Origin of the sequence: Dolichospermum sp. FACHB-1091, assembly GCF_014697585.1 — a bacterium.
In the GTDB taxonomy this organism is placed as follows: Bacteria; Cyanobacteriota; Cyanobacteriia; order Cyanobacteriales; family Nostocaceae; genus Dolichospermum.
This window is the reverse complement of the sequence record NZ_JACJSB010000021.1, coordinates 47146-71652: the sequence shown is the minus strand read 5'-3', so window position 1 is coordinate 71652 and position 24507 is coordinate 47146. Positions and strand designations below refer to the sequence as shown.

The 24507-nt window shown below is 37.0% G+C and carries 20 protein-coding genes; 15 read left to right on the top strand and 5 right to left on the bottom strand.

Translation table 11 applies throughout. From position 1 onward, the window contains the following. The first annotated feature begins 98 nt into the window (after nucleotides 1-98). From H6G25_RS14415 to H6G25_RS14360, 12 genes are all read left to right on the top strand, one after another. Nucleotides 99-1253, top strand: a complete 1155-nt coding sequence (locus H6G25_RS14415; RefSeq protein WP_242034970.1) for a glycosyltransferase family 4 protein — start codon at nucleotides 99-101, stop codon at nucleotides 1251-1253. 48 nt (nucleotides 1254-1301) lie between these two features. Then, nucleotides 1302-2186, top strand: coding sequence for an alpha-1,2-fucosyltransferase (locus H6G25_RS14410; protein WP_190393071.1), 885 nt, complete (start codon nucleotides 1302-1304; stop codon nucleotides 2184-2186). Nucleotides 2187-2188: 2 nt separating this feature from the next. Further along, entirely contained in the window at nucleotides 2189-3244 is a 1056-nt protein-coding gene (locus H6G25_RS14405; RefSeq protein WP_190393070.1) for a glycosyltransferase, read from the top strand. A 37-nt stretch (nucleotides 3245-3281) separates the two neighbouring features. Further along, nucleotides 3282-4532, top strand: coding sequence for a glycosyltransferase family 4 protein (locus H6G25_RS14400; protein WP_190393069.1), 1251 nt, complete (start codon nucleotides 3282-3284; stop codon nucleotides 4530-4532). Beyond that, nucleotides 4510-5670 (top strand): glycosyltransferase family 1 protein, encoded by a 1161-nt coding sequence (locus H6G25_RS14395; RefSeq protein WP_190393068.1) that lies wholly within the window; start codon nucleotides 4510-4512, stop codon nucleotides 5668-5670. The genes H6G25_RS14400 and H6G25_RS14395 overlap by 23 nt, the downstream gene beginning before the upstream one ends. Nucleotides 5671-5759: 89 nt before the next feature. Continuing rightward, a complete protein-coding gene (locus tag H6G25_RS14390) occupies nucleotides 5760-6794 on the top strand; it encodes a hypothetical protein (protein ID WP_190393067.1) in 1035 nt (344 codons plus the stop codon). A gap of 55 nt (nucleotides 6795-6849) precedes the next feature. Beyond that, nucleotides 6850-7986, top strand: a complete 1137-nt coding sequence (locus H6G25_RS14385) for a glycosyltransferase family 4 protein (RefSeq protein WP_190393066.1) — start codon at nucleotides 6850-6852, stop codon at nucleotides 7984-7986. 85 nt (nucleotides 7987-8071) lie between these two features. Continuing rightward, complete coding sequence (locus tag H6G25_RS14380) at nucleotides 8072-9481, top strand: hypothetical protein (RefSeq protein ID WP_190393065.1); 1410 nt, start codon at nucleotides 8072-8074, stop codon at nucleotides 9479-9481. Then, complete coding sequence (locus H6G25_RS14375) at nucleotides 9478-10740, top strand: glycosyltransferase family 4 protein (protein ID WP_190393064.1); 1263 nt, start codon at nucleotides 9478-9480, stop codon at nucleotides 10738-10740. The genes H6G25_RS14380 and H6G25_RS14375 overlap by 4 nt, the downstream gene beginning before the upstream one ends. Before the next feature lie 33 nt (nucleotides 10741-10773). Continuing rightward, the gene (locus H6G25_RS14370) at nucleotides 10774-11901 is read left to right on the top strand and encodes a glycosyltransferase family 1 protein (protein WP_190393063.1); all 1128 of its coding nucleotides are present in this window, start codon (nucleotides 10774-10776) and stop codon (nucleotides 11899-11901) included. Between the two features lie 324 nt (nucleotides 11902-12225). Continuing rightward, nucleotides 12226-12507 carry a YiaA/YiaB family inner membrane protein gene (locus H6G25_RS14365; protein WP_190393062.1) on the top strand — a complete coding sequence of 94 codons (282 nt, stop codon included), beginning with the start codon at nucleotides 12226-12228 and terminating at the stop codon, nucleotides 12505-12507. A 252-nt stretch (nucleotides 12508-12759) separates the two neighbouring features. Further along, on the top strand, nucleotides 12760-13323 hold the full coding sequence (locus H6G25_RS14360; RefSeq protein WP_190393061.1) for a Uma2 family endonuclease: 564 nt from the start codon (nucleotides 12760-12762) through the stop codon (nucleotides 13321-13323). A 30-nt stretch (nucleotides 13324-13353) separates the two neighbouring features. On the opposite strand, the gene pheS is transcribed toward H6G25_RS14360, so the two are convergent. Beyond that, the gene (gene pheS / locus H6G25_RS14355; protein ID WP_190393060.1) at nucleotides 13354-14346 is read right to left on the bottom strand and encodes a phenylalanine--tRNA ligase subunit alpha; all 993 of its coding nucleotides are present in this window, start codon (nucleotides 14344-14346) and stop codon (nucleotides 13354-13356) included. 94 nt (nucleotides 14347-14440) lie between these two features. Between pheS and surE the strand changes: the two genes are divergently transcribed. After that, nucleotides 14441-15238, top strand: a complete 798-nt coding sequence (surE, locus tag H6G25_RS14350) for a 5'/3'-nucleotidase SurE (RefSeq protein ID WP_190393059.1) — start codon at nucleotides 14441-14443, stop codon at nucleotides 15236-15238. A 419-nt stretch (nucleotides 15239-15657) separates the two neighbouring features. Here the strand turns inward: surE and H6G25_RS14345 are convergent, their stop codons facing one another. Together H6G25_RS14345 and H6G25_RS14340 are read right to left on the bottom strand one after the other, a co-directional pair. Further along, entirely contained in the window at nucleotides 15658-17394 is a 1737-nt protein-coding gene (locus H6G25_RS14345; protein ID WP_242034969.1) for a serine/threonine-protein kinase, read from the bottom strand. Nucleotides 17395-17553: 159 nt separating this feature from the next. Further along, the gene (locus H6G25_RS14340) at nucleotides 17554-20226 is read right to left on the bottom strand and encodes a DUF3536 domain-containing protein (RefSeq protein ID WP_190393058.1); all 2673 of its coding nucleotides are present in this window, start codon (nucleotides 20224-20226) and stop codon (nucleotides 17554-17556) included. Nucleotides 20227-20923: 697 nt separating this feature from the next. Here H6G25_RS14340 and cax point away from each other — a divergent pair. Both cax and H6G25_RS14330 read left to right on the top strand, forming a co-directional pair. After that, nucleotides 20924-22027: a calcium/proton exchanger gene (gene cax / locus H6G25_RS14335; RefSeq protein ID WP_190393080.1), complete on the top strand. Its 1104-nt coding sequence runs from the start codon at nucleotides 20924-20926 to the stop codon at nucleotides 22025-22027. 434 nt (nucleotides 22028-22461) lie between these two features. Beyond that, nucleotides 22462-23034 (top strand): peptidoglycan-binding protein, encoded by a 573-nt coding sequence (locus H6G25_RS14330; RefSeq protein ID WP_190393057.1) that lies wholly within the window; start codon nucleotides 22462-22464, stop codon nucleotides 23032-23034. Nucleotides 23035-23110: 76 nt separating this feature from the next. Here H6G25_RS14330 and map read toward each other — a convergent pair whose 3' ends face one another. Then, on the bottom strand, nucleotides 23111-23938 hold the full coding sequence (gene map, locus H6G25_RS14325; protein ID WP_190393079.1) for a type I methionyl aminopeptidase: 828 nt from the start codon (nucleotides 23936-23938) through the stop codon (nucleotides 23111-23113). A gap of 115 nt (nucleotides 23939-24053) precedes the next feature. Continuing rightward, entirely contained in the window at nucleotides 24054-24503 is a 450-nt protein-coding gene (locus H6G25_RS14320) for a plastocyanin/azurin family copper-binding protein (protein ID WP_190393056.1), read from the bottom strand. Nucleotides 24504-24507 lie beyond the last annotated feature (4 nt).

Here is a 24507-nt window from a genome sequence, read left to right as displayed (position 1 = left end):
TGCTTCACTGACTCCTGACTAGTGGAAGAAAGCAAAAAGGTTCTAAATTTTAGATTTTTTATAATCTTAATTCAAAAAGGATTGAACAATCAATGAAAATGGCTTACGTTACTAATTTTGATGCAAAAACTTTAAGTAACCATTGGTCTGGGACAGGCTATTATATTGCTCAGTCACTTCAAAAGCAATCTATACCTCTTGATTATATTGGACCATTAGAGGATAGATTAGCACTACAATTTGTAAGTAAATTGAAAAGTCGTTACTACAAATGTTTTGGAGAAAACTATATAAAATATATCGAGCCATTAATTTCAAAAAACTATGCAAGGCAAATTTATAAAAATCTCAACAACATCAAAGCTGATGTTGTATTCAGTGCAGGAAGTGATTCAATTGCCTATCTGGAATGTAATCAACCGATAGTTTTTTGGGCAGATGCAACCTTCGCCAATATCATAGATTTTTACCCGGACTATAGTAATCTCTGTCAAGAATCACTTCAGAATGCCCATTTGATTCAGAGTATTAGTCTCAAGAAATCTCAGTTAGCAATTTACTCCTCTGAATGGGCAGCCCAAACAGCTATTAACTATTACAATACCGATCCTAAAAAGGTGAAAGTTGTACCCTTTGGAGCTAATATTGAAAGTGATCACAATATTGACGACATTAAAGCTGCAATTGAATCTAGACCAATTGATAAATGCAAACTCTTATTTTTAGGAGTTGACTGGTTTCGTAAGGGCGGTGATGTTGCCCTAGAGGTGGCTAAAAAACTGAATAATTCAGGTTTAAAAACTGAATTAACAATAGTTGGCTGTCAACCGACTGAAGACGAACCCCTACCTGATTTCGTTAAAGTTCTGGGTTTTATTCCAAAATCTACTCTTGAGGGTAAAAAGAAAATATATCAACTTATTGCTAATTCTCATTTCTTAATTCTACCTTCAATAGCGGACTGTACCCCTATTGTTTTCGCTGAGGCAAATTCCCTAGGAGTTCCTTGTATCTCTAGAAGAGTTGGTGGAATTCCGACAATTATCAAAGATGATTTGAATGGCAAGCTATTTGATAGGGATAGCGATCCTTTTCAATACTGTGAATACATTTTTAATATCTTTACCAACTATACTCAATACAAAGAATTGGCTCTCTCTGCTTTTAATGAATACGAATCGCGCCTGAACTGGAGAGTAGCTGGTCAGAAAGTTAGAGATTTGCTCATAACAGTTCCTTCTCTACAATCTTGACATATTTTTTAAACTGTTTTCTCTTCACTTTAATAAATTTTCAAATGTATGAAATATATCGAAAAAGTTTTCATCAGACTCGACGGACGGCTCGGTAATCAGTTGTTTCAACTGGCTTTAGCTTTGAATATTTCGCAGCGATTTAATGTTAAAATCTTACTTGATGATCATTTATCCACACGTAAAGGATTTGAGAGATTTTTGTTTAAGGATTTATCCGTATTTAAATATTTTCAATATTGTTCTAAACTGCATTCATTTGCTAATAGAATTCAGCATAATTCTACTCTCAGAAAGTTTTATAAGCTCAATGATATATTCGTAGAAAGTGAGACTGGTAATTATGATTTGGATTTAGCAAAACCATATCAATCGTACACAGGATTTTTTCAGTCGCCTAGATTTTTTCCAGAAAAAGACGTAATTCTTAAAGCCTTTTCTTTAAGAAGTGAATTTATATGTGAACCACTTTCTAGACTCTTGAATTTGGCTAACCAAACAGAATGTCTGGCAGTGAGCATCAGAAGAGGTGACTTTTTGGAAAATTCACACTTGGGAATCTGTTCACATGAATATTATCTTAACGGCATTAATCTTGTTCGTGACAGAATATCTGTTGATTACATCTTCGTTTTTTCTGATGATATTTCCTACTGTCGTGAAATTTTAACCTCCCTTGATTGCCAAGTGATTTATATAGAAGGATTTACACCTGCGAAATCTTTGTATCTAATGAGCCAGTGCAAACACTTTGTAATTGCAAACAGTACATTTAGTTGGTGGGGAGCTTGGTTATCAGAGTATCAGGATAAGCTGGTAGTTCGTCCTGAACCATGGAATGATAAAGATGCTGTTTTATCTGACTTCATTCCGCCTAATTGGATTGCTTTGCCTAAACATCCTCTTTTAAATAATTCACAGGTGAGCATCTAAATATGAGGAATCAGCCTCTCGTTAGTATTATCATCAACAACTATAATTATGATCGCTTTCTCCCAGAAGCAATTAATAGCACCATTAACCAAACCTATCCTCATACTGAAATTATTGTTGTTGATGATGGTTCAACTGACAATTCCCGTGAAATTATTGCCGGCTATGGCGATCGCATCATTCCCATCTTTCAAGAAAACGGTAAACAAGCTGCGGCTCTAAATAGTGGCTTTGCATCCAGTCATGGTGATATGATTCTTTTTCTTGACTCTGATGACTGTCTCTTGCCTAATGCAGTTGAGCAGGTTGTAAAGGCGTGGAAGCCGGGAGTTGGCAAAGTTCACTACCGCTTACAAGTCGTGGATACCCAAAAACAAGCATTAGGATATTACATTCCTACCACTGAAGCAAAGTTATCTTCTGGAGAGGTGTGGCGGCATTTGCTAGAAGCCAGTGGCTATACAAGTACGCCCATGAGTGGTAATGCTTACAGTCGAACTGCTCTAACTAATGTTTTTCCAATCCCTGATGAGTATAAGACCACGGCAGATGACTATTTGATGATCTCAACACCATTTTATGGTGAGGTTGTGGGAATTGAAGAACCACTTGGTTTATATCGCATTCACAACAGTAACCAATGGGCGTTGACATCAGTTTCCGGCAGCCGATTTCGCCGATTTGTGCAACATGACTTGCAAAACTTTTCTTTGCTGTTACAACGAGCTAAGGAGTTCGGTCTAGAAGTTCCTAATGACTTGGAAAAGAGATCTGTGGGTCGTTTGTGGTCACGTTTAGCATCTCTGCGTCTAGAACCTCAAGCTCATCCTGTTTCTTCAGACAGTTCACTTCAACTAATTTATTGGGGATTTCGGTCTCTTTGGAAATATTCTGACTTTAACTGGCAGAAACGATGTATCTATAGCATATTTTTTCTCTGGGTTGGACTGATGCCAGTTCCACTAGCAAAATTGGGTTTTACCTGGTTATATGCTCCGCACCTTCGTCCAAAAGCAATTGATCGGATATTAATTAAAATTCGCACATTAGTTAAATAAGCCGCCAATAATAAATATTTATCAAAGATTCAGATTTATGACGACTTCATTTCGTTTAGGCGTTGTTTTTACCCATCCGACTCAACATCACGGGCCTCTATGGAAAAAGCTCAATGAACAACCAGGTCTTTCAGTCAAAGTATTTTATTTGTGCAATGAAAATCAACTTAGTGGCGATGCTTTACTGGGCAAAAGTTCTCAACCTTGGGATGTTGACTTATTGAGTGGCTACGAGTATGATTACCTCAAAGATTTTTCTGGAATAGTACCATCCGAACAAAAAAAGAACGCTATCAGTCCAGAGTTGTTCAATAGTCTCACTCCAGATAACTTAGATGCCATTTTCATGCAGAGTTTTGTTAATTACTCCTATAGATTAACAGCTCTGCTGTGTAAACTTCGTGGCATTCCTTTAATCATGCAGAACGATGCAACCATCATGTCCGATGGTCGCTATAGTCGCTCGCGGCAAATTGTGATGGCGATTCTTTACCCCTGGATGCTTAATTTAGCAGATTACTGGCTCTCCTGTGGCGACCATAATGAAATCCACTTACGTCATTATGGTGTTGCAGACGAAAAAATTGTCCGTGGGTGTCACCCCGTAGATGGTGAACGATTTGAGGAATCAATTAGGCAAAACCAAGACGAAATTCGGAAAATTCGCCGGGACCTTAGTTGGAATGAGGATACTTTAATTTATGGCTTTGCCGGTAAATATATAGAGCGGAAAAATCCCTTTGAATTTATTGAAGCTATAGAAAAAGCCCATCAACGTGATCCGCGTGTCAGAGGAATCATGATTGGTGGAGGTGACTTAGAATCCGAGATTAATCAACGTCTTAGTCAACTTCATAATGCAGAGGTGATCAATCTGGGTTTTGTGAATCAAGGCAAAATTCCTCTCTACTATGGAGCGATGGATGTTTTTGTAGTCACATCCTGGATTGATCCCCATCCTCTTGTAGTTTCAGAAGCAATGGTATCTGGGACACCTCCCATTTTAAGCGATCGCTGTGGCAATTGGGGATATAACGATACAGTTCGCCATCGTTACAATGGTTTGGTTTATCCTTGTGGTAATTCTGATGTCTTAGCAGACAGAATGCTAGAAATGACTGACATTGAGACTCGCAAGCATTACAGCACAAAGTCTAAAGAAGTCTTTTACGGACAAGATATCTACTGCGAAGTCAAAGCTTTTTTGGAAGTGATAGAACGAATCAAACGCAATAGACATGAAATCACTCATGAGGAAATATGCAATGCGGTTAGTAATTGTTCGTAGAGAACCTGGTGTTGCTCTGAGTATGGATGTCTATGCTGACAATTTAGTTGCCGAATTAAAGGCAATCCGTCCAAATTGGGAAGTTGTCGAGGTTGCACCCCAACCTTGGAGCAAAAGCCAAGAAAACCTGTGGCACTCTGGCATTGGTATCCGCAAGTATTATGAACGCTATTGGCATCATCCCCAACAAGTTTGTCAGGTAGAAGGAGACATTTATCACATTATTGATCATACTAATGCTCATGTTGCTTATTGGTTGAAAAAGAAAGGCAAACCGATTATTATTACCTGTCATGACTTAGTACAGTTTATCTATCCAGAAATTCTCAAAGGACAATCCCGTTTTCCCGCTTTCAGTATGGCATCTTGGCAATTTTCAGTTAAAGGAATGTGTTATGCTGATTGTGTCATTGCTGTTTCCTCAAATACGGCTAAGGATGTTCATGAAAGATTGGGTATTGCATTAGATAAAATTGTGGTAGTTCCCAACGGAGTTGAAGCATCGTTTCAGCCATTACCATCAGAGGAAATAAAATATTTTCGGCAAAAATATCAGAGATACCCTGAAGAAATCTGTTTACTTAATATTGGTTCAACTCACCAACGGAAGAACATTATTACTGTGTTGAAAGTGCTAAAAACGCTAAAAGATAAAGGGCTATCAGTACGTCTTTGGCGGTCAGGAGGCAAATTTATGGGAGAGCAAATAACCTTTATTAAAGAACATAATCTTGAGGAAGATATTCTTGATTTTGGTATTGCTGATAAAAATATTCTGCTTCAACTTTACAATGCAGCCGATGTTCTCTTAGCACCATCTCTTTATGAAGGTTTTGGTTTGACAGTTTTAGAAGCAATGGCGTGCGGACTACCCGTAATTACTTCCAATCTCTCATCCCTTCCGGAAGTTGTAGGTGATGCAGCAGTGCTGGTAGAGTCTATGGATATTCAAGCTATGTCTGAAGCTGTAGTTAAGCTCAAACAGGATTCCATATATTGTCAAAAATTGGTTTCTCAGGGGTTTGTGAGAGCTAAACAGTTGACTTGGAAAAAATCAGCAGAACATCTGGTTTCAATTTATGAGCAGTTAACAAGTCAACAGTCAAAATTCGTAGTTGCAAACAATAGTTTAGTCTGAAAGCCTTTTTTATTCTAAATAAATTGAATAGACACACTAACCGCGTAAAAAATAAAAATTCACCTCTAATATTTAAGGGAGAAAAAATAATGAGTGATTGCAATTACTTAAAAGTATTTAATCAGGTAGCTAAAGAGTCAGTTCTTGACATAGCTATTATCACAGGACAAGAACCTCACATTTTACCATCCATTAAAAATCCGCTGGCTTGCAAATTATTTAAAGCGATTGGTTTAACTTTATGCCATATAGATATAGGTAAAAAGATTAGAAAAAATAAGAATAAACAAGTAATAATTGTGCATGGTTTTTCAAATGAATTTTTACTTTTTACCTATTGCTCTTCCCTATTTACAACAAAAAATGTTTATGTACTTACTCATCACAATATTCAACAAGCTTTTGATAATTTACCATCAAGATTCATGTTAAAACTTTACAATCTGCTAAATTATAAATTTATTTTAAATGAGACATTTATGATCTTAAAATATATTGGCTTTAGCGATAAAGATATAGATAAACATATATCTTTGCTTCATCCTGTTGTTCAATCAAAATTACTTAATGTATCTAACAGAGAATTAACTAAGCAGAAAAAAATCGGGTTAATTGGAAAATTTAGACAAGGAAAAAAAATGCAAAAAACCTTACAATTATTGCTGAAAATCCAAAAAAGTATAGATTTTATACTGATTATTGGAACTGATGATTTATCGCAATTTACTGAATTAGATATAGACAACAATCGCATTAAGTTAGTTAACACTTCTAAAAAAGATGATTATTATACTACATTGACAGAATGTGATATTATTATTTTAAATTATGAAAAATCGAAATATTTTTACCGATGTAGCGGTGTTGCTGCGGATGCAATTGGGACAAAAACTTTTGTCTTGTGTCCCAATTTTCCTTTAATGAATAATCAGATAAATTACCCTACTCAAGTTGGGTTTTGCTATGAAAATGAATCTGATTTAGAAACAGCAATACAAAAATCATTAGAGTTAGTAGGTAACAATGTTATTTTATTTGAAGAACATTACATAGAGCGTTCAATAGGGAATATTTCATCCGATTTAGCAAGACATTTAGAAGCAAAACTAAATGTTGTTAAATAATAGATATTTTTTTGGTTTAGAAGATGAAGAAATATACATTATTTGAGGTAATGAAATGAAAAAACTTTTGTTAGTTACTTTTCCCGTCGATCTTGGTAATACAACCTATGAAAAGCGTTTTATCAATCTATTTCAAAATAGTCCAGAAATAGACCTCAAAATTTTTCGTTTTGCACCAACTTCCCTGAATACGTATCCACTTATTAATCTATTTCAAAATAGTTTGGAAATAGACCTGAAAATTTTTCGTTTTGCACCAACTCCCCGTAATTCCCATTCACTATCAATTTTTACGCTAAATTATGCATCCTTATTTCTCTCTCGACTTCAAGAATCAAGAAAACTTTATAAAAGTATACAAGAAGCAAATCAAGAAGACCGAAAAATCTTATTTCATGGAGTATCTACTGCACTATATGGGTATTTTGCTACTGGAAATAATAGCAGCTATATAGTTACTGAATGGACGAGAAAACTGTACGAACCAATTTGGAAAAGCTCAACGTCTCCAGGTTGGTTAACGGAAATTCATAAGAAGATTCTCAATGGACAAAAATATGTTTTAGGATTAACAAATGCTGTGGTAGAGCAGATAGCTAAAGATTACGATGTACCTTATAGTAAGATCAAGAAAACTAAACTACCATTCTGCTTTGATCTCAAACTCTTTACACCCAGTCCCCACCGTGGAGATCAAGAAATTCGTCTTCTCTTTGTAGGGGGAGATTTCCAGCGGAAGGGAGGTGATGTACTTTTAGAGTGGTTTAAGGAAAATTATGAGCCAGGCTTAAAAATGACAATGGTAACAAGTTTTTCTATTGAATATCATCCGGGCATCACCATAGAAAAAAATGTTGAATATGGACAACCTAAGCATATTGAACTGTACAAAAGTCATGATATTTTTGTGTTACCAACTAACTGTGATAGTTATCCATCTGTTTTAGGAGAAGCGGCTTGTGCTGGGTTGGCAATTCTCACAACAAAGAATGCGTTGGGTGCTGCTGAAGTGATTTTAAATGGTGAAAATGGCTACATTTGTGATTCTTTAGAAATGCTAATTGAAAAGCTAACATCACTGATTAAAGATAAAGATTTACTAGCAATCATGAAGCAAAATAGTAGAATTTTGATGGAAAAAGAGTTCGCTCATGAAGTAGTTTTGGATGAGTATATAAGGTATATTTTTTAATAAATAAAGCTCTTTTTCTTTGAATAGTCTTATGAAAAAATGAGAGTCATAATATTTGATTACAAAGCTGTTAAATACCCGAATTATGTATTTGCATTCACCGACAATAAAGCAACCGAACAAGAAGAAATTAATTGATAATACCAGCTTAATTATCTTTGCGTTTTCCGTAGTTTTTTACTCTCGCATTTTCTGTTCAATTACTCATGCTCCCTCAATCCTTAACATTGCTCACTTCGCAATTGTTCCATTTGTTTTAGTAGTTGTATTGTTGACAAGTCGGTCAAAAGATCATAAACAGATTGCCATTGCCTATTCTTTTTTATTGGGAATTTTCATTTTTCTCGTCGCAGTATTGGCTAGTGCTTTATGGAATAACACAGGCTTAATTAATGTAATTGTCTCCTTCATGATGCTTGTAGAACCCTTCATGTTTCTGCTGGCTATAGTCTGTATTCCCATGTCGGCTAAATCTGTTACACGCATCAAAAATTGGTTGATCTGGTCTGTTTTAATTAACTTTGTTCTCGCTGCCGTCCAAAAACCTCTAATTGATGCCGGAAAACTCTATGCTAACGGATTTAATGGCACCGATGGATGTGGCGGAGTCTTTTTCGTTTCCGGTGCGGGAAATTATGTATCGGCTTCGGTATCAGTTGTCTTTGCTCTTTACTTCTTCACTAATCAAAAAACTTTTCCATTATGGATGAGAATCGTGGCTATTATCGCCGCTTTCTGGCAGATTCTATTTTCTGACTCCAAACAAATTGTACTTGCTTATTTGATTGCCTGGGTTCTTCTAATCTTGGTAAATTCAAAGGATTTTGGTAAAACTATCAAACTTCTGAGTGCGATCGCTCTCTTTGGATACGGATTTCTTTGGTGTGTGCAAAACTTAAAAGCGTTTGCTGCATTTACATCTTGGGCGCGACCAGAACTTTACGGACCAGATGGTTATGCTTGGTATACAAAATTCTACTCGGTGCGTTCTATTTTATCTTATTATCAATCCCCTCTGGATTGGTTGTTTGGTCTTGGTCCTGGGCATACTGTCAGCCGACTAGGAGTCTGGTTTCTGAGAGATTATTGGTCTATACTCGAACCATTAGGTGCTACCACCAATCCAATTAGTCAGGAAGCAATGGAATTTTGTGGTAATTCTTGGCTTTGTTCTGGTTCTACTCTCTTCATGCCCATTTTTGGCTGGGCTGGAATATGGGGAGATTTGGGACTTTTGGGTGTAGGAGCATACCTATTTCTAGGCTATTTAGCTTGGCAATACTTTAGTCTAGATGATGCCTTGAAAATTACTTCATTAGCTGTTTTCGTCATGGGTTTTATTTTTACTCAAATGGAAGAACCAGGCTTCATGCTTTCTATCGCTTTAATTCTAGGACTAGCATGGCAAGAACGACAATTGAAGAAAAAGATACAGACAGTCAGGAGAGGAAAAGAATTTCCCAGTTACCAATTACCAATTACCAATTCCCTATGAAGATTTTAATCTCTGCTTACTCCTGTGAACCAGGTATGGGTTCTGAACCTGGTGTGGGCTGGAATATTGCCCGGGAAGTTGCCAAATATCATGAAGTTTGGGTACTCACCCGACCCGATGAAAGTCAGGATATTATTAACGCAGAATTGGCACGCCACCCCATTCCCAATCTTCACTTTGTTTACTTTACTCTCCCGTTTTGGCAGGATAGTAGACGCTGGGGACAGTCTGGGGGAATGCAGCTTCACTATTACCTCTGGCAAATTCAGGCATATTTTGTCGCCCGTGACTTACATCAGAAAATTGGCTTTGACTTGATCCACCATGTCACCTTTGTTAAGTATTCCAGTCCTTGCTTCCTATCACTCCTACCCATTCCCCTCGTTTGGGGTCCTGTAGGCGGTGGAGAATCAGCACCAGCAAGCTTTTGGCCGGATTTTAGCTTAAATGGCAAAATTTACGAAATTGCCCGTAGCGGCGCTCGCTGGGTAGGAGAGCAAGACCCCTTTGTGCGTCTGACTGCTCAAAGAAGTGCTGTAGTCCGAGCCACAACTAAGGATACAGCCGGGCGCCTCTATAAAATGGGTGTGAATCAAGTGCAGATTTTGCCGGAATCAGGGTTATCAGCGGCAGACATAGAGCATCTAAATCAATATGAAATCCCTAATGAGCCAATAGTGAAATTTATCAGTATGGGTAGACTGTTACACTGGAAAGGGTTTCATCTCGGACTACGTGCCTTTGCTCAAGCGAATCTACCAAATACAGAATACTGGATAGTTGGAGATGGACCACAATGGCATCACCTTCAAACTTTAGCATCAGATTTAGGAATTGCTAAAAAAGTTAAATTTTGGGGTAGATTGCCCCGTGAAAAGGCTTTAGATTTGTTAAAGGACTGTCATCTGCTAGTTCATCCCAGCTTACATGATTCTGGCGGGTGGGTGTGTATGGAAGCAATGGCAGCGGGTCGTCCCGTTATCTGTCTAGATTTAGGCGGACCGGCTGTTCAAGTGACAGATGAAACTGGTTTTAAGATTGCTGCTGATGAACCATATCAAGCTGTACGTGATTTAGCGGCCGCAATGATTCATTTAGTTCAAAATCCAGAACTCATAGTTAGTATGGGTCAGGCTGGCCGGAAATTAGTCCATGAAAACTACAGTTGGCAAGTTGTCGGAGAGCGTTTAAACAAACTTTATTTAGAGGTTGTCACCAGAAAAGTTTCGGAAACTGACCTTGGATCTCAAATTTTTTGAAACTACTTTTAACTAATTAATTTTTCACAAAATATGCACATACTAATTCCCGCTTTACATAGGCCTACAAAACCAACAGGTGTTTGCCGATACGCTGCAAATCTGGCTCAATGTCTGGCTGATACTCCAGAGGTTAACAAAGTTACCTTAATTGTCGGAGCATGGCAAGAAGATTACTTTGAACTATTCTTTAATTCCCACAAAATTCAGTTAATTAGTATAGAGATTCAAAATAGTTCATTGGCAAGAAATATCTGGTTTTTATTTGGTTTACCAAAATTAGCAAAACATTTTAGTCCTGATATTGTTCATTTATCATTCCCATTTCCTTTTATACGTCCACTTTTTTCTTGTCCTGTTGTTGCGACAATACACGATTTGTATCCTTATGAAAAACCAGAGGTTTTTGGATATCCAAATGTTATCTTTAATCGGTTTTTTTTAAAACAATGTATAGAAAGTAGTGATAGTCTTACCTGTGTTTCTAAATCCACACTCAGCAGTCTTAAATCATACTTTCCAAATATTCAATTAATCAAACCCATGAGTGTTATTTATAATTATGTAGATTTTAGTGCTGTTATTGCTGAATCACCTACTAATTTAGATATTAGTAATAATGATTCTTTTTTGTTATGTGTTGCACAACACCGAAAAAATAAAAACATAGATTTGTTAATTCAAGCTTTTTATTTTTTGAATAAGAATGAATCTCTAAAAAATGATACCAAACTAATTATTGTTGGTAATACAGGACCAGAAACAGAGAGGTTTTTTAAGCTAATTCATGATCTCTCTCTTCAAGATAAGGTGATATTTATTCATGCAATTAAAGATAACGAATTATGTTGGTTGTATCAAAAATGTCAACTTTTTATTGCCGCTTCCTCTCAGGAAGGATTTTGTTTGCCTTTAGCGGAAGCTCTATACTTTTCTTGTCAGGTAGTTTGTTCTGATATTCCCATATTTAGAGAAATTGGTGGTTTTAATTGTTGTTATTTTGATCTTCAAGGTAATGCTGTTCAAAATCTCTCACAAACCATTATTTCTACTTTAGAACAGCCTTTAAATAGAACTACTGATAATTTTCATTTTTCTAAATTGGATATAGCAGATCAATATCTAAAATTTTATAGTAACACGTATCGGCTCAACAACTAGCGGTACTAGAGGAAAATAAGTGAAACGAGGTACACACAGGTCACCACTGAAATTGATAATTTTATCAATGAGTTGATTAATTATAATGCTGCTAAAAAACCAGGGAGAGGTAAACAATTAATTTGCTCAATTTCTCATTGGTTGTTTTTACAAGGTTGTGCCACTTGTAAAACTGGTACAAATTTTGTCTGAATAAATGCTTTATTTAATGCCATTTTCGTGATTTTAATTGAGTACAGTTACGGAACTGGTAAGTTACTCTCACCTCATTTTTCACTAATACATACAATTGTGTTGTTAGGAAGTAATTAAAAGGTGAGAAATATGCAAACATTTAATCAACAAAAAGATAGTCCTGCTTGGATTTTTCAAACATGGGCAGCTTTTATTCTGTCTATTTCTATGACTACTTTTGGTATTGTCAATTTACCTGTAGATAATTGGATCAAAGGATTTATGGGCATGGGTTTAGCTTTTTCTGTTGGTTCTACTTTTACTTTAGCAAAAACCACCAGAGATTTGCACGAAACGAAAAAGTTAACTGCCCGAATTGAAGAAGCAAAAGTAGAGAAATTACTTTCTCAACATGATATGATTTTGAAATAAGAAATTTTTTCGGATAACTGGTTAAAAAAATCGGAAAAATCAGAGTTCAATTTAAGCCATGGTGACTAGAAGTCGCGGCTATAAAAACAAAGTCCACATAATGTGGACTAATAATTAAGGATTTAAAACCCAGTTCACTGGGTTTTATATTTGTAGATAAGGGTTTCTAACGGTTTATTTAATCTTAACTAATTTTCAAGATTATCGTTATTTATATGTTAATAATATAATTATGCTTTCTAGTTACCAATTATGACTATAGCCACTGAACGCCAGATTACACTAGAAGATTTTCTCAAGTTACCAGAAACTAAACCAGCATCAGAATTTATTAACGGGGAAATTCTGCAAAAACCTATGCCACAAGGTGAACACAGTCGTCTACAGATTAAATTTTGTACCAATATCAATCAAGTAGCAGAAACGCCAAAGATTGCTTATGCCTTCCCAGAACTACGTTGTACTTTTGGTGGTAGTACCATTGTGCCTGATATTGCGGTGTTCCGGTGGGAGAGAATCCCCAAAACTGAATCTGGGAGAATTGCTAACCGTTTTGAAATTCATCCTGACTGGGTAATAGAGATTCTTTCTCCTGAACAACCACAGAAAAAAGTATTAACGAAATTATTGCATTGTTCCCGCCATGGAACTGAATTAGGTTGGTTATTAAACCCAGAGGAAGAAAGTGTATTGGCTGTATTTCCTGGACAAAAAGTAGGAATATATGAAGGTGATGATAAATTACCAATTTTGGAAAATATCAATTTAGAATTAACTGTTAAAGAAATTTTTGGTTGGTTAAGTTTTGGTTCATGATTATTAAGGGCGGGGAACCCCCCCCCTAGGTTAAAATTGTTGTAAGAAGCGTAAATCGCTGTTATATAAACGGCGAATATCATCAATTTGATGTAACACCATTGCAAAACGTTCTACACCAAAACCCGCTGCAAATCCGCTATAAACTTCAGGATCATAACCTACAGATTTCAAAACATTGGGGTCAACCATACCGCAACCCATGACTTCTAACCAACGTCCTTTCCATTGTAAATCTACTTCCGCTGAAGGTTCGGTAAAAGGAAAATAACTGGCGCGAAAACGAATTGGTAAATCGCCAAATATTGATTGTAAAAATATCTTAACAGTTCCTTTAAGGTCTGTAAAAGTTAGTCCTTCATCTATTGCTAAAAGTTCAATTTGATGAAAAACTGCTGAGTGGGTAGCGTCTACATCATCTCTGCGATATACTCGACCTGGGGCAACAACTCGAATGGGTGGTTCTTCCTTTTCCATGTAGCGAATTTGCACCGATGAAGTATGAGTTCGCAGTAAATTACCATCTGGTAAATAGAAGGTATCCTGCATATCACGGGCTGGATGATCCGGGGGGGTGTTAAGAGCTTCAAAATTGTAGTAATCTGTTTCCATTTCCGATCCTTGGGCAACGGTGTAACCCATGCCGACAAAGATATCTAGGGTTTGGTCAATAATGCCATTGAGGGGATGAATCCGACCTTGGGGACGGTAAATACCGGGCATGGTAACATCTATGGTTTCTGCCTCTAGTTGTACCTGAATTTGCGCCGCTTCTAAAAATGTGCGTTGTTGGTCAAGGCTGTTTTGAATAGCTTCTTTAACAATATTAGCGATCGCACCAATTTTAGGACGTTCCTCCGCGCTCATTTGCCCCATACTTCGCAATAGCACCCCCAGTTGACCTTTTTTACCCAAATAGTTAACTCTGAGTTCTTCCAGTCGTTCTAGGGTATCAGCAGAGGCGATGGCCGTTTCTCCTTCTTGGCGTAATATTAAAAGTTGATCCTCTAAATTATTAGTCATTAGTCATTGGTGATTAGTCATTAATCATTAGTCTATAGCAGGGAAGGGGGAATAGATAATAGGTAATAGGTAAAGAACAACTGACAACTGACAAATGAAATTACTAATTAGTAACGATGATGGAATTTCCGCTTTAGGTATTCGCACCCTAGCTAACACTTTAGCAGCAGCGGGTCATAAAGTCACAGTAGTTTGTCCAGATCGAGAGAGATCAGCAACTGGACACGGATTAACGCTACTACAACCAATTCGCGCGGAAATAGTGGAAACGGGTTTTAATCCTGAGATTGAAGCTTGGGCTTGTGATGGTACGCCTTCAGATTGTGTAAAATTAGCATTATGGGCTTTATTAGATTCTCCACCGGATTTGGTATTATCTGGAATTAACCAGGGGGCAAATTTAGGGACAGAAATTCTCTATTCCGGGACTGTTTCGGCCGCCATGGAAGGTTTAATAGAAGGTATTCCTAGTATTGCTTTCAGCTTAACCAGTCATACCCATAAAGACTTCCAGCCAGCCGCCAAATTTGCGGAAATTCTGGTAGCCAAAATTGCTGCTCAACCACTACCAGAATCAATGTTACTTAATGTTAATATTCCTCCTATATCCTGGGAAGAAATTGCTGGTGTTAGCTTGACAAGACAATGTGTCAGACGCTACGTGGATGTTTTTAATAAGCGAACTGATCCCAGAGGTAAAACTTACTACTGGTTAACTGGAGAGGTGATAGAAAATATAGAACCACCCCTAGAGTTAAATTTACCAAACCACATTCCCCTTGATGTTCATGCCATTGAAAAGAATTATATCAGTATTACTCCTTTACAGTATAATCTGACCTATGGACATGGACTGAATCAGTTATCTACATGGGAATTTAAATTACCCTAAATTTACGCAGGTTTGTCAAAAGTGAAGATAATTATTTTCACTTACTTTCCTGATTATTCAAATATCTATCTATAGCAATCCTCAGTGGGTTGTGAGGGGTTGCATTGCTTTATATTCTTCCGTTGAGTATTTTTCCCTTGATGAAAATTACTAAGTAGGGCTTGCTGAAAAAGTTGTCTGTGAGGGCAGGGAAGAGGTTTTGGGCAACTTTACTTTTCGTTACTTATGTCGGTTTTTTTCCGTTCACCTACTTAACTGTCCTTTTTTGAGTAATTTGCCACATATTGACTCACTTGTGAGGTTTGTTGCTGTGTTTTTTGGCCTGATGATATTTTAAGTCAGTACCCTTTAATAAATTACTACAACTTGACTCAATCCCAATGTGTAATTTAAGTGCTGATTAGCTTCATTGATAATTGTCACATATACCATAATTTGATTGTTTTGTCTTTGCTACCACTGACAATTAATTCTGTATCATCGCTAATAGCAACGCTAGATACTGAGTCTGTATGACCTACAAGGCTGGTAATTTCTGATTTTGTGCTGATTTGCCAAATTTTCACTGTTTTATCCCAACTGCCACTAATTAGCATTTCCCCATCTGTACTAAAGGCTACAGCTACTACTGACCAGGAATGACCGGAAAGTGTGTTAATTAATTCACCAGTGTTAACATCCCATAATTTAATGGTATTATCACCGCTACCAGTTGCCAATAAATTCTGATTGGTGGGACTAAATGCAACTGTCAAAACTGCCCAAGTATGGTCTAAAAGAGTTGTTAATAAGTTATATTTTCCGTTTTGTAGTTGCCAAATACGAACTGTTTTGTCATGACTAGCACTAGCTAAAAGTTCTCTTTGGGGACTAAAAGCAACAGCATTTACTTGTAATTTATGTCCAGTTAAAGTGTGAAGTTCTAAACCTGTATTTATATCCCATATTTTAATAGTTTTATCCCAACTTCCACTGGCTAAAATTTGCCCATTATGATGAAATGCTAGAGACTTGACAGCGTGGGAATGTCCACTTAAAGTCTGAATTATTGTTAATGTTTTTGTGTCCCATAATTTGATAGTTTTATCATCACTAGCGGTGGCTAAAATTGTCCCATTGGGATTAAATTTAACTGCTGTTATGGCTTGGGTATGTTCTTTCAAATTAGCAATTAATTGTTGAGTTTTTAAATCCCATAATTTAATACTTTTATCATCCTCACCACTTGCTAAAATTTGACTATCAGGGCTTAATGCTATGGTATTAATAGGACTATGAATTTGATTTTTGATTGTATGATAAAGTTGCCAATTATCCTGGAAAATATGAGATGATAAACGTAAATCATTAGCTTTAATTCCCAAATTGTAAATAAGTTCATTTGCTGATTTCCAGCGTTCTTGTAAATTGTGTTTTACTAGTTTATCCAGGGTTTGCGCTAAATGTTCACTAATTTGATTAGTTAAATAATCTCGCCATATCCAGCTATGATGAGTAATATTAAATAATTCAAAGGGTGGTATGTGAGTTAGTAAATAAATACAAGTTACACCTAAACTATATAAGTCACTTGCGAAAACGGCTTTACCTTGTATTTGTTCTGGAGAAATATATTCTGGACTCCCAACTATATTATCTTTTGATTGATTTCTATGGACGAATTTAACGACTGTAAAATCAGTTAAAAATAGATTTTCTAATAAATTTTGATTTTGGTTAACAGTCTGGGAAATAATATTCTCTGGGTTAATATTGCGGTGAATAATTTGATGATTATGAATAAAACTGAGAACGGGTAATAAACTTTTTAAAACTTGCCAAATCTGATTTTCATTAAAAACACCTTGCTTTTCTAACACAGTAGCTAAATTATCACCTTCGATAAATTCCTGAATTAAATAATCATATTTGTCTTCTGTAAAATGGGTGATTAATTTGGGAATTTGAGGATGTTTACCTAATTCTGTTAATTGCTGTGCTTGATATTCAAAATTTTCAAGTGTTTGCTGTGGAGACAACAATTTTTGAAGAATACAAGCAAGGGGAGGAAATTGATTTTCATCTACTGCAAGAAATGTTTGATAAAATTCCCCTTTAGCAATCTGTTTGATCAAACGATAACGGTTTTTAATTAACATCATAAATCGCAGAATCATAGCAGGGCAAGAAGCAAGCGGCAACGGTCAAGAGGTTTTCAGGGTTCATATTTTGTTCAGTAACAAACCACCATAAAAACACAGAAAAAAGATGAAAATTTTCAGATAAAATTTTAGCTTTTGTTTTAGCTTTTGGTGGGCATTGCCCACCCTACAAATTTACACTAATTTATCTAAAAATGGATTAACATCAACCGCTAGTTTTTGTCCTAATTTCAGCAATTGACGACATTGCATGGCTTCTGCTTCACTGTTAATATTGGTAATTAGTGGCAATATTTGACTGTGTAAACAACTCCAATATAGTTCTTGGGATTGGTTTAAATTAATGCCAATATGCAGCTTATAACCAATATCAATTAACCGTTCTAACCGTTGGATATCTGTATCCAAATTGCTATTGGCATCATACAATAATTGCCACAATAACTTAACTATTAATTGTTCTAGGATTTGATTGCCTTCGGGAATATTTAATTGACAACGAAGATGTTCCGCTTCATGAGAAATCGCCTCCAATTCTACCATTAGATTCCAGCTTAATTGTGCTTCATTAATATCTTGTTCTAGCGATAGCTGCGCTTGCTGTAGCGATCGCAATGTTATCAAACAACGATGTCCTAAAGCAATTTCCGCTGCTACTTGTAATTCCCGTGGTACTTCTAATCCATCTCGATGAAAAGCCATGATGACACCGTAATTATCACGATAAGCTTGAGTATATAATTGGTCTAACCGCGCCAATGTTTCCTGACTTAACAACCGCATAATCCGATGACGTTCTTCAGCAAATAGAGTCTGTAAACTAAAGGCTTCACCCCCAAATACTTGAGTCATTACCAAAATAACATGAGCTACACTGGCCTGCTGTAAGGCTGTAAACAGCTTTTCTTTAATTTCAGCATAGTTACGTCTGCCAGTAAACTGTTGAATGCAGCAGTGAAAATCCCAACCCCCCAAGTGCAGTACAGCAAATATTAAATTTTCACTTTCCCAAGTAATATCTGACACTAGCTGCAAATGCCCTACTACCATAGTTAACGGACCAATGCGCTGTTTATGGTAATCTAACTCATGGGCAGTATAGCAATAGACTCGCTGATGATTACCATGGGATTGTTTATCTGTGTCCTGTCCAGAAACAGTATTTTTGCGATGATTAAATAAGGAAGTAATAGCATAATGGGCGGCGACTTGTTTAAATCCAATTTGAGCAGTTAATACCAATTTATGATATATATCTGCCCCATGTTTAAACTCTTCCACATTACTAGGGGCTAAAGTTAGGCGTTTAAGAAAACCCTTTTCTAACTGTACACCTGATACATCTCCTGCTAATTCTAAAGCACGGGCGGCATAACGTAAAATTTGTGTTCCCTCCGGGCGGGAAATTTCTTCAAAAAACCAGCCGCAACTAGTGAACATTAGTAAAGAATGACGCTGCATTTCCAACAAGCGTAAAGCCTCTACCTGTTCACCAGCGTCTAGTTTATGAGTTTGATGACGAGATAAAAAATGGCTAACATTAGCATGAGAACGATCAGACATAACGTGAATATATTCGTCCCTTGCTTGCCAAGGATTACGGAATAACATACCACCATGTTTTTCATAAACATCAACTAATTGATCCCGTAACCAATTTAACGCATTTCGTAGTGGCCGCCGCCATTTTTGATGCCACACACCCCCTTCACCACCACAACCACAATCATCTTGCCATCTATCCACACCATGGGCGCAACTCCAGGCTGTAACGGGCTTTAATTGCACTTCCCAACTAGGAGGATTTAAACTCAAATAATGGGCATAGTTAGTGACAGTCCAACCATGATCAGGAAACTCACCAATAAAGGCATAGGCCAGAGTCTTCTCCGTGCCTTTTTTGTGGTGTCCAAAAGTCTCCCCGTCAGTGGCTACAGAAATTAATTGGGACCGACGATGATCCCCACGAATAGCCGCCCCCACCCGGCCTGCAAAATGATGGGAATTATAGACAACATCACTAAAACCCATATCCCGGGAAATCGGACCATCATAGAAAAAGATATCAATATAGGCCTGTGATTTTTTTCCAGTTTCCCGACTATCTAAATAACAACGATAGGGACGAGTGGGATCAATCTGATTACCTCCTACCTCATGCCATTGACTATGGGGATCATCCTCTGTGGGGAAAGGACGACAACGTTGGGCTTGAGAAGGTGCTAAAATGATAAATTTAATGTTTTCCGCTACCAATGCCTCTAAGGTGGCATAATCCACGGCTGTTTCTGCTAACCACATCCCTTCGGGATCACGGCCAAAGCGCGAACGGAAATCTTCTTTACCCCAGCGAATTTGTGTGTGTTTATCTCTTTCGTTGGCTAAGGGTAGGATAATATGATTATATACTTGAGCGATCGCATTGCCATGACCATTTAACCGTTGGCAACTTTTAGCATCAGCCTCCAAAATCCGCTGATAAACAGACCCATCGTAGCGTTCTAACCAAGACATCAGGGTTGGACCAATATTAAAGCTCATGTACTCATAATTATTTACAATCCCCACAACTTCTCCACGGTCATTTAATACCCTTGCAAAAGCATTAGGACGATAGCATTCCCAATGAATGCGCTCATTCCAGTCATGAAAAGGCGTAGCACTGGGTTGACGTTCAATCGCATCCAGATAGGGATTTTCTCTAGGGGGTTGATAAAAATGACCATGAACTGTAACATAAACACCTTGAGCAATTTTCAGGGGATCATGTTCAGGACTGTATTTAGCCCGTTTATCTAATGGTAAGATCGAGACAGAACTACTTGGTATTTCCGCTGCTGAAGTCATATATTGTTACCCAAATAAATGTGCAATTTTGAAGAAGATTCTTGCTATGTCTACCTTTCTACAATTGTTGTCTCACAAAATCAGTTATAAATAAAACATAAGAAACAAAACTAAATCTTATCACAATCATTTCTAAACAAGAATACAACTATAGGAATCCGGTTTGATTTTGTGAATTTACTTGTGTGGTCAGGGAACAGGAAACAGGGTACAGGGTACAGGGTACAGGGTACAGGGAACAGGTTACAGGGTACAGGTTACAGGGAACAGGGAACAGGGTACAGGGAACAGGGAACAGGTTACAGGTTACAGGGAACAGGGAACAGGTTACAGGGAACAGGGAACAGGTTACAGGTTACAGGGAACAGGTTACAGGGAACAGGTTACAGGGAACACAGGAAGAAAGACAGAATTGATACCTACTGAGTCTTGTATGGCTACGCGACGCAAGCTATCAAAAATCAAATATTATTCCTATATAGATGAAGCCAATTACCCATTACCAATTACCAATTACCAATTACCAATTACCCATTACCAATTACCAATTACCAATTACCCATTACCCATTACCAATTACCAATTACCCATTACCCATTACCAATTACCAATTACTAGCCCTGGCAGATATGATAGGTGTGCAAATGCAGATGATATTTCAGACATCTGTGCCAGATCCCCTGAAATTAAGGTAAAAATGTCAATCAAGAACATTATTTTCACCGTAATGCTGCTGTTTATACCCGTATCTCTAGCAGCCCACTTTTTAGAATGGGGAGACTTAATAATCTTCATCACTGCTGCATTAGCTATACTACCCCTAGCCGCTTGGATGGGTACAGCGACCGAAGAAATAGCTGTGGTAGTCGGTCCAATTCTGGGCGGGTTTTTAAATGCGACTTTTGGTAATGCTACAGAATTAATTATTGCCTTAGTTGCCCTGAATGCAGGCCTAATTGATGTTGTCAAAGCCAGTATTACTGGATCAATTATTGGTAATTTACTCCTAGTCATGGGTTTATCCATGTTACTAGGCGGTATTCGTTACAAAGAACAAACATTTGAGTCAGTTGTAGCGCGGGTAAATGCCTCCTCCATGAACTTGGCGGTAATTGCCATTTTACTACCAACTGCAATGAACTATACCTCAATAGGTATTAGTGAAAAAACTGTACAGAATCTCTCTCTAGCAGTGGCTATAGTCTTAATTCTAGTTTACGGTTTAACACTACTATTTTCTATGAAAACTCATGCGTATTTGTATGAAGTTGGTGTAGTAGACTTAGAAGGAATAGAAGGAGAAGAAGAGGTTTCCCATGAAAAACCAAATATTTGGTTGTGGACTGGTGTACTTTTAGCCTGTACCTTGTTAGTTGCCTTTGAGTCAGAATTATTAGTCAGTTCCCTAGAAGTTGCTACATCTAAACTAGGTTTAAGCGCACTATTTACCGGGGTGATTTTAGTCCCCATTATCGGTAACGCCGCTGAACACGCTACCGCAGTCACTGTAGCCATGAAAAATAAAATGGATCTTTCTATGTCTGTTGCTGTGGGTTCAAGTATGCAAATTGCCCTATTTGTAGCCCCAGTTTTAGTCATTGCTGGTTGGATAATTGGTCAACCCATGGATTTAGATTTTAACCCATTTGAATTAGTAGCCGTTGCTGTATCAGTGTTAATTGCTAATAGTATTAGTTCTGATGGTAAATCTAATTGGTTAGAAGGGACTTTACTTCTAGCAGCTTATACTGTATTAGGTTTTGCCTTTTACTTTCATCCAGTTGCCAATAGTATTGGTTAAACTATTACCCTAGTCAAATCTTGACAATCTGAGATTCCCAATCTATTTAGATTAGATTGGGAATTTTTTTATACTCAAACACATTGCAATCTGCCGTAAATATTTTTTTAATAATTTGAACTCCCTTAAGATAGATGACTAAAATTAATAATTCTTATAGTCTTCTTATAGTCTCAAATCAGATCGTCCTTTTGATATCAACTTCTTGAGGATATTTACTTGTAATTTAAATCTTAATGGTTGTGATACATCAATTGTCCTCAATGGCTAGAAAAACTCCATACACAAGATTATTTTTGACTATTTCATAGTAGTAATTTTCTTTAAGTTGAAATTACGTATAAATATTAGTAGTTCCATATTAGTAGTTTTATACAGTAATTATATTTGGTTTTTACCTTTTGCCCAGAGAGTAAGTATATCTATAAAATACAATGACTGAAATCGGACTGCTGATGATGGGTGTATTTAATCCAAGAGAACTAAATATTCCCCATTTTCCATTCAACCAAACCCTGTTTCACTTAGAAAATGGTGTGCCATTAACAAATAGTCAATCAACCCAGTTAATTTCCCTGACTCAAATTACACCACCAGAATTTATACAAATAAGTGAACCTTTCCTAACTCATCCCTTAGCCATATCTTTTCGACGGAACAAAATCTTTGAGCAAATTAGACAAAAACAAATGTCTGTCAATTCTTTTGAACCACAACTTCTTTTGGCTGATGCTGGTGACATAGACATTATAGCAACAACAGATATTAAATTATCAACACGATATCCCACAACCCGTAAAAATCCTATGCCCGTGATTAGTTTTGGTAACTCAGGTATATCTGTGAGAGTTTTACAAAAACTTTTAGTTTCTAATGGTTATGGAATACCTGTTGATGGCGTTTTTGGACCAATCACCGAAGCCGCTGTTAAAGCCTTTCAAAATCGTCGAACTTTATCAGCAGATGGTATGGTTGGTCAAAAAACTTGGTGGGAATTAACAATGTAATTAAGTAGGTTGTCTTTTATCCGTTGTCCATTAATCATCTACATCACCAAAATCACCAAAATCACCAAAATCACCTTTAAAGTTGTTCTCTATCAGTGAGAATTTCATAACCAGTATCTGTCACTAACACCGTATGCTCAAACTGAGCCGATAAAGCATTATCAACCGTTACCGCTGTCCATCTATCAGCTAAAATTCTGGTATTTTTAGAACCAGCATTTAAAATTGGTTCAATTGCTAAGGTCATCCCTGAGCGTAATTTTACATTCGGTATTTCATGAGTCCGATAATTAAAAACCGCTGGCTCTTCGTGCAAATTTCTACCTACACCATGACCAGTAAATTGCTCTACCACCGTAAAACCATTGGCTTTTACATGATCTTCAATTGCACCCGCAATCTCCGTCAAATGGACACCAGCTTTTACCTGTTCAATCCCTTTGTATAAAGATTCTTCAGCTATTTTAATCAGTCTTGCAGCTTCATCTGTGACATTCCCCACAGCGATAGTAATACAGGAATCACCGTGAAAACCTTGATAATAAGCTCCTGTATCAACTTTTAAAACATCTCCAGACCGAATTACCTTTTTAGGGCTAGGAATCCCATGGACAACTTCGTTATTAATACTGGAGCAGATGGAAGCCGGAAAACCGTGATATCCTTTAAAACTAGGTACTGCATCCATTTCCCGGATACGTTTTTCTGCGTGAGCATCTAAATCAGCCGTCGTCATTCCCGGCTGCACTAGCTCAGAAATTTCTTTGAGGACGGTTGCTACAATCTTAGCTGATTGCCGCATAATTTCGATTTCACGGGGGGATTTAATTTCAATCCCTCGACGTTGTTGTTTTTCGGGTTTTGGCTGGACTGGTTGCGAAAGCAGGCTGGTGAAAATGTTCATCATTAAATTGAGAAATTATTGGTGCTTTACTGATTAAGTGTGAATTTGTTGAGATTTATTGCCAAAAATATCTATATTTACGTTAACTTATTTTCGCGCCTCTAGAAACAGATGATCACTTAATCACAATTTCTCCTTTCATTCCCGCTTCTGTGTGTCCAGCTATAGTACATCGTAAAGCATATTTTCCTGATTTTATGGGGACAAACACCCATTCTGCTTCTGCACCAGGTTTAAGTTCTAGTTCGTGAATATTACCTTTAATTTCTACCTTACCCGCTTCGACTTTTTGTGTCCAAATTCCATCAGCAAAGTCTTTAGCAGTAAAATAATGTTTTTGGGAGCTAGGATTATTTAATTTCAGATTGTAACGTTTACCAGGGATAAGTTCTAAGTAATTCGGTTCAAATTTTAATTCATTAGCAGTATTACTCAAGCTAACCGTAATTTCTATAACTGGTTGTTTTAAGAGATTATGCGATAGATTCTCTGCTGTTGCTGGAGATGTACCCATGATCACTATACTCATGAGCAGGGAGAAAATAACAGTCAAAAATTTACTCATAGCT

What these genes read in the sequence shown, in the direction of transcription:
- H6G25_RS14415 (WP_242034970.1), top strand. Translation starts at nt 99, where the DNA reads ATGGCTTACGTTACTAATTTTGATGCAAAAACTTTAAGTAACCATTGG.
- H6G25_RS14410 (WP_190393071.1), top strand. Translation starts at nt 1,302, where the DNA reads ATGAAATATATCGAAAAAGTTTTCATCAGACTCGACGGACGGCTCGGT.
- H6G25_RS14405 (WP_190393070.1), top strand. Translation starts at nt 2,189, where the DNA reads ATGAGGAATCAGCCTCTCGTTAGTATTATCATCAACAACTATAATTAT.
- H6G25_RS14400 (WP_190393069.1), top strand. Translation starts at nt 3,282, where the DNA reads ATGACGACTTCATTTCGTTTAGGCGTTGTTTTTACCCATCCGACTCAA.
- H6G25_RS14395 (WP_190393068.1), top strand. Translation starts at nt 4,510, where the DNA reads ATGCGGTTAGTAATTGTTCGTAGAGAACCTGGTGTTGCTCTGAGTATG.
- H6G25_RS14390 (WP_190393067.1), top strand. Translation starts at nt 5,760, where the DNA reads ATGAGTGATTGCAATTACTTAAAAGTATTTAATCAGGTAGCTAAAGAG.
- H6G25_RS14385 (WP_190393066.1), top strand. Translation starts at nt 6,850, where the DNA reads ATGAAAAAACTTTTGTTAGTTACTTTTCCCGTCGATCTTGGTAATACA.
- H6G25_RS14380 (WP_190393065.1), top strand. Translation starts at nt 8,072, where the DNA reads ATGTATTTGCATTCACCGACAATAAAGCAACCGAACAAGAAGAAATTA.
- H6G25_RS14375 (WP_190393064.1), top strand. Translation starts at nt 9,478, where the DNA reads ATGAAGATTTTAATCTCTGCTTACTCCTGTGAACCAGGTATGGGTTCT.
- H6G25_RS14370 (WP_190393063.1), top strand. Translation starts at nt 10,774, where the DNA reads ATGCACATACTAATTCCCGCTTTACATAGGCCTACAAAACCAACAGGT.
- H6G25_RS14365 (WP_190393062.1), top strand. Translation starts at nt 12,226, where the DNA reads ATGCAAACATTTAATCAACAAAAAGATAGTCCTGCTTGGATTTTTCAA.
- H6G25_RS14360 (WP_190393061.1), top strand. Translation starts at nt 12,760, where the DNA reads ATGACTATAGCCACTGAACGCCAGATTACACTAGAAGATTTTCTCAAG.
- pheS (WP_190393060.1), bottom strand. Translation starts at nt 14,346, where the DNA reads ATGACTAATAATTTAGAGGATCAACTTTTAATATTACGCCAAGAAGGA.
- surE (WP_190393059.1), top strand. Translation starts at nt 14,441, where the DNA reads ATGAAATTACTAATTAGTAACGATGATGGAATTTCCGCTTTAGGTATT.
- H6G25_RS14345 (WP_242034969.1), bottom strand. Translation starts at nt 17,394, where the DNA reads ATGATTCTGCGATTTATGATGTTAATTAAAAACCGTTATCGTTTGATC.
- H6G25_RS14340 (WP_190393058.1), bottom strand. Translation starts at nt 20,226, where the DNA reads ATGACTTCAGCAGCGGAAATACCAAGTAGTTCTGTCTCGATCTTACCA.
- cax (WP_190393080.1), top strand. Translation starts at nt 20,924, where the DNA reads ATGTCAATCAAGAACATTATTTTCACCGTAATGCTGCTGTTTATACCC.
- H6G25_RS14330 (WP_190393057.1), top strand. Translation starts at nt 22,462, where the DNA reads ATGACTGAAATCGGACTGCTGATGATGGGTGTATTTAATCCAAGAGAA.
- map (WP_190393079.1), bottom strand. Translation starts at nt 23,938, where the DNA reads ATGAACATTTTCACCAGCCTGCTTTCGCAACCAGTCCAGCCAAAACCC.
- H6G25_RS14320 (WP_190393056.1), bottom strand. Translation starts at nt 24,503, where the DNA reads ATGAGTAAATTTTTGACTGTTATTTTCTCCCTGCTCATGAGTATAGTG.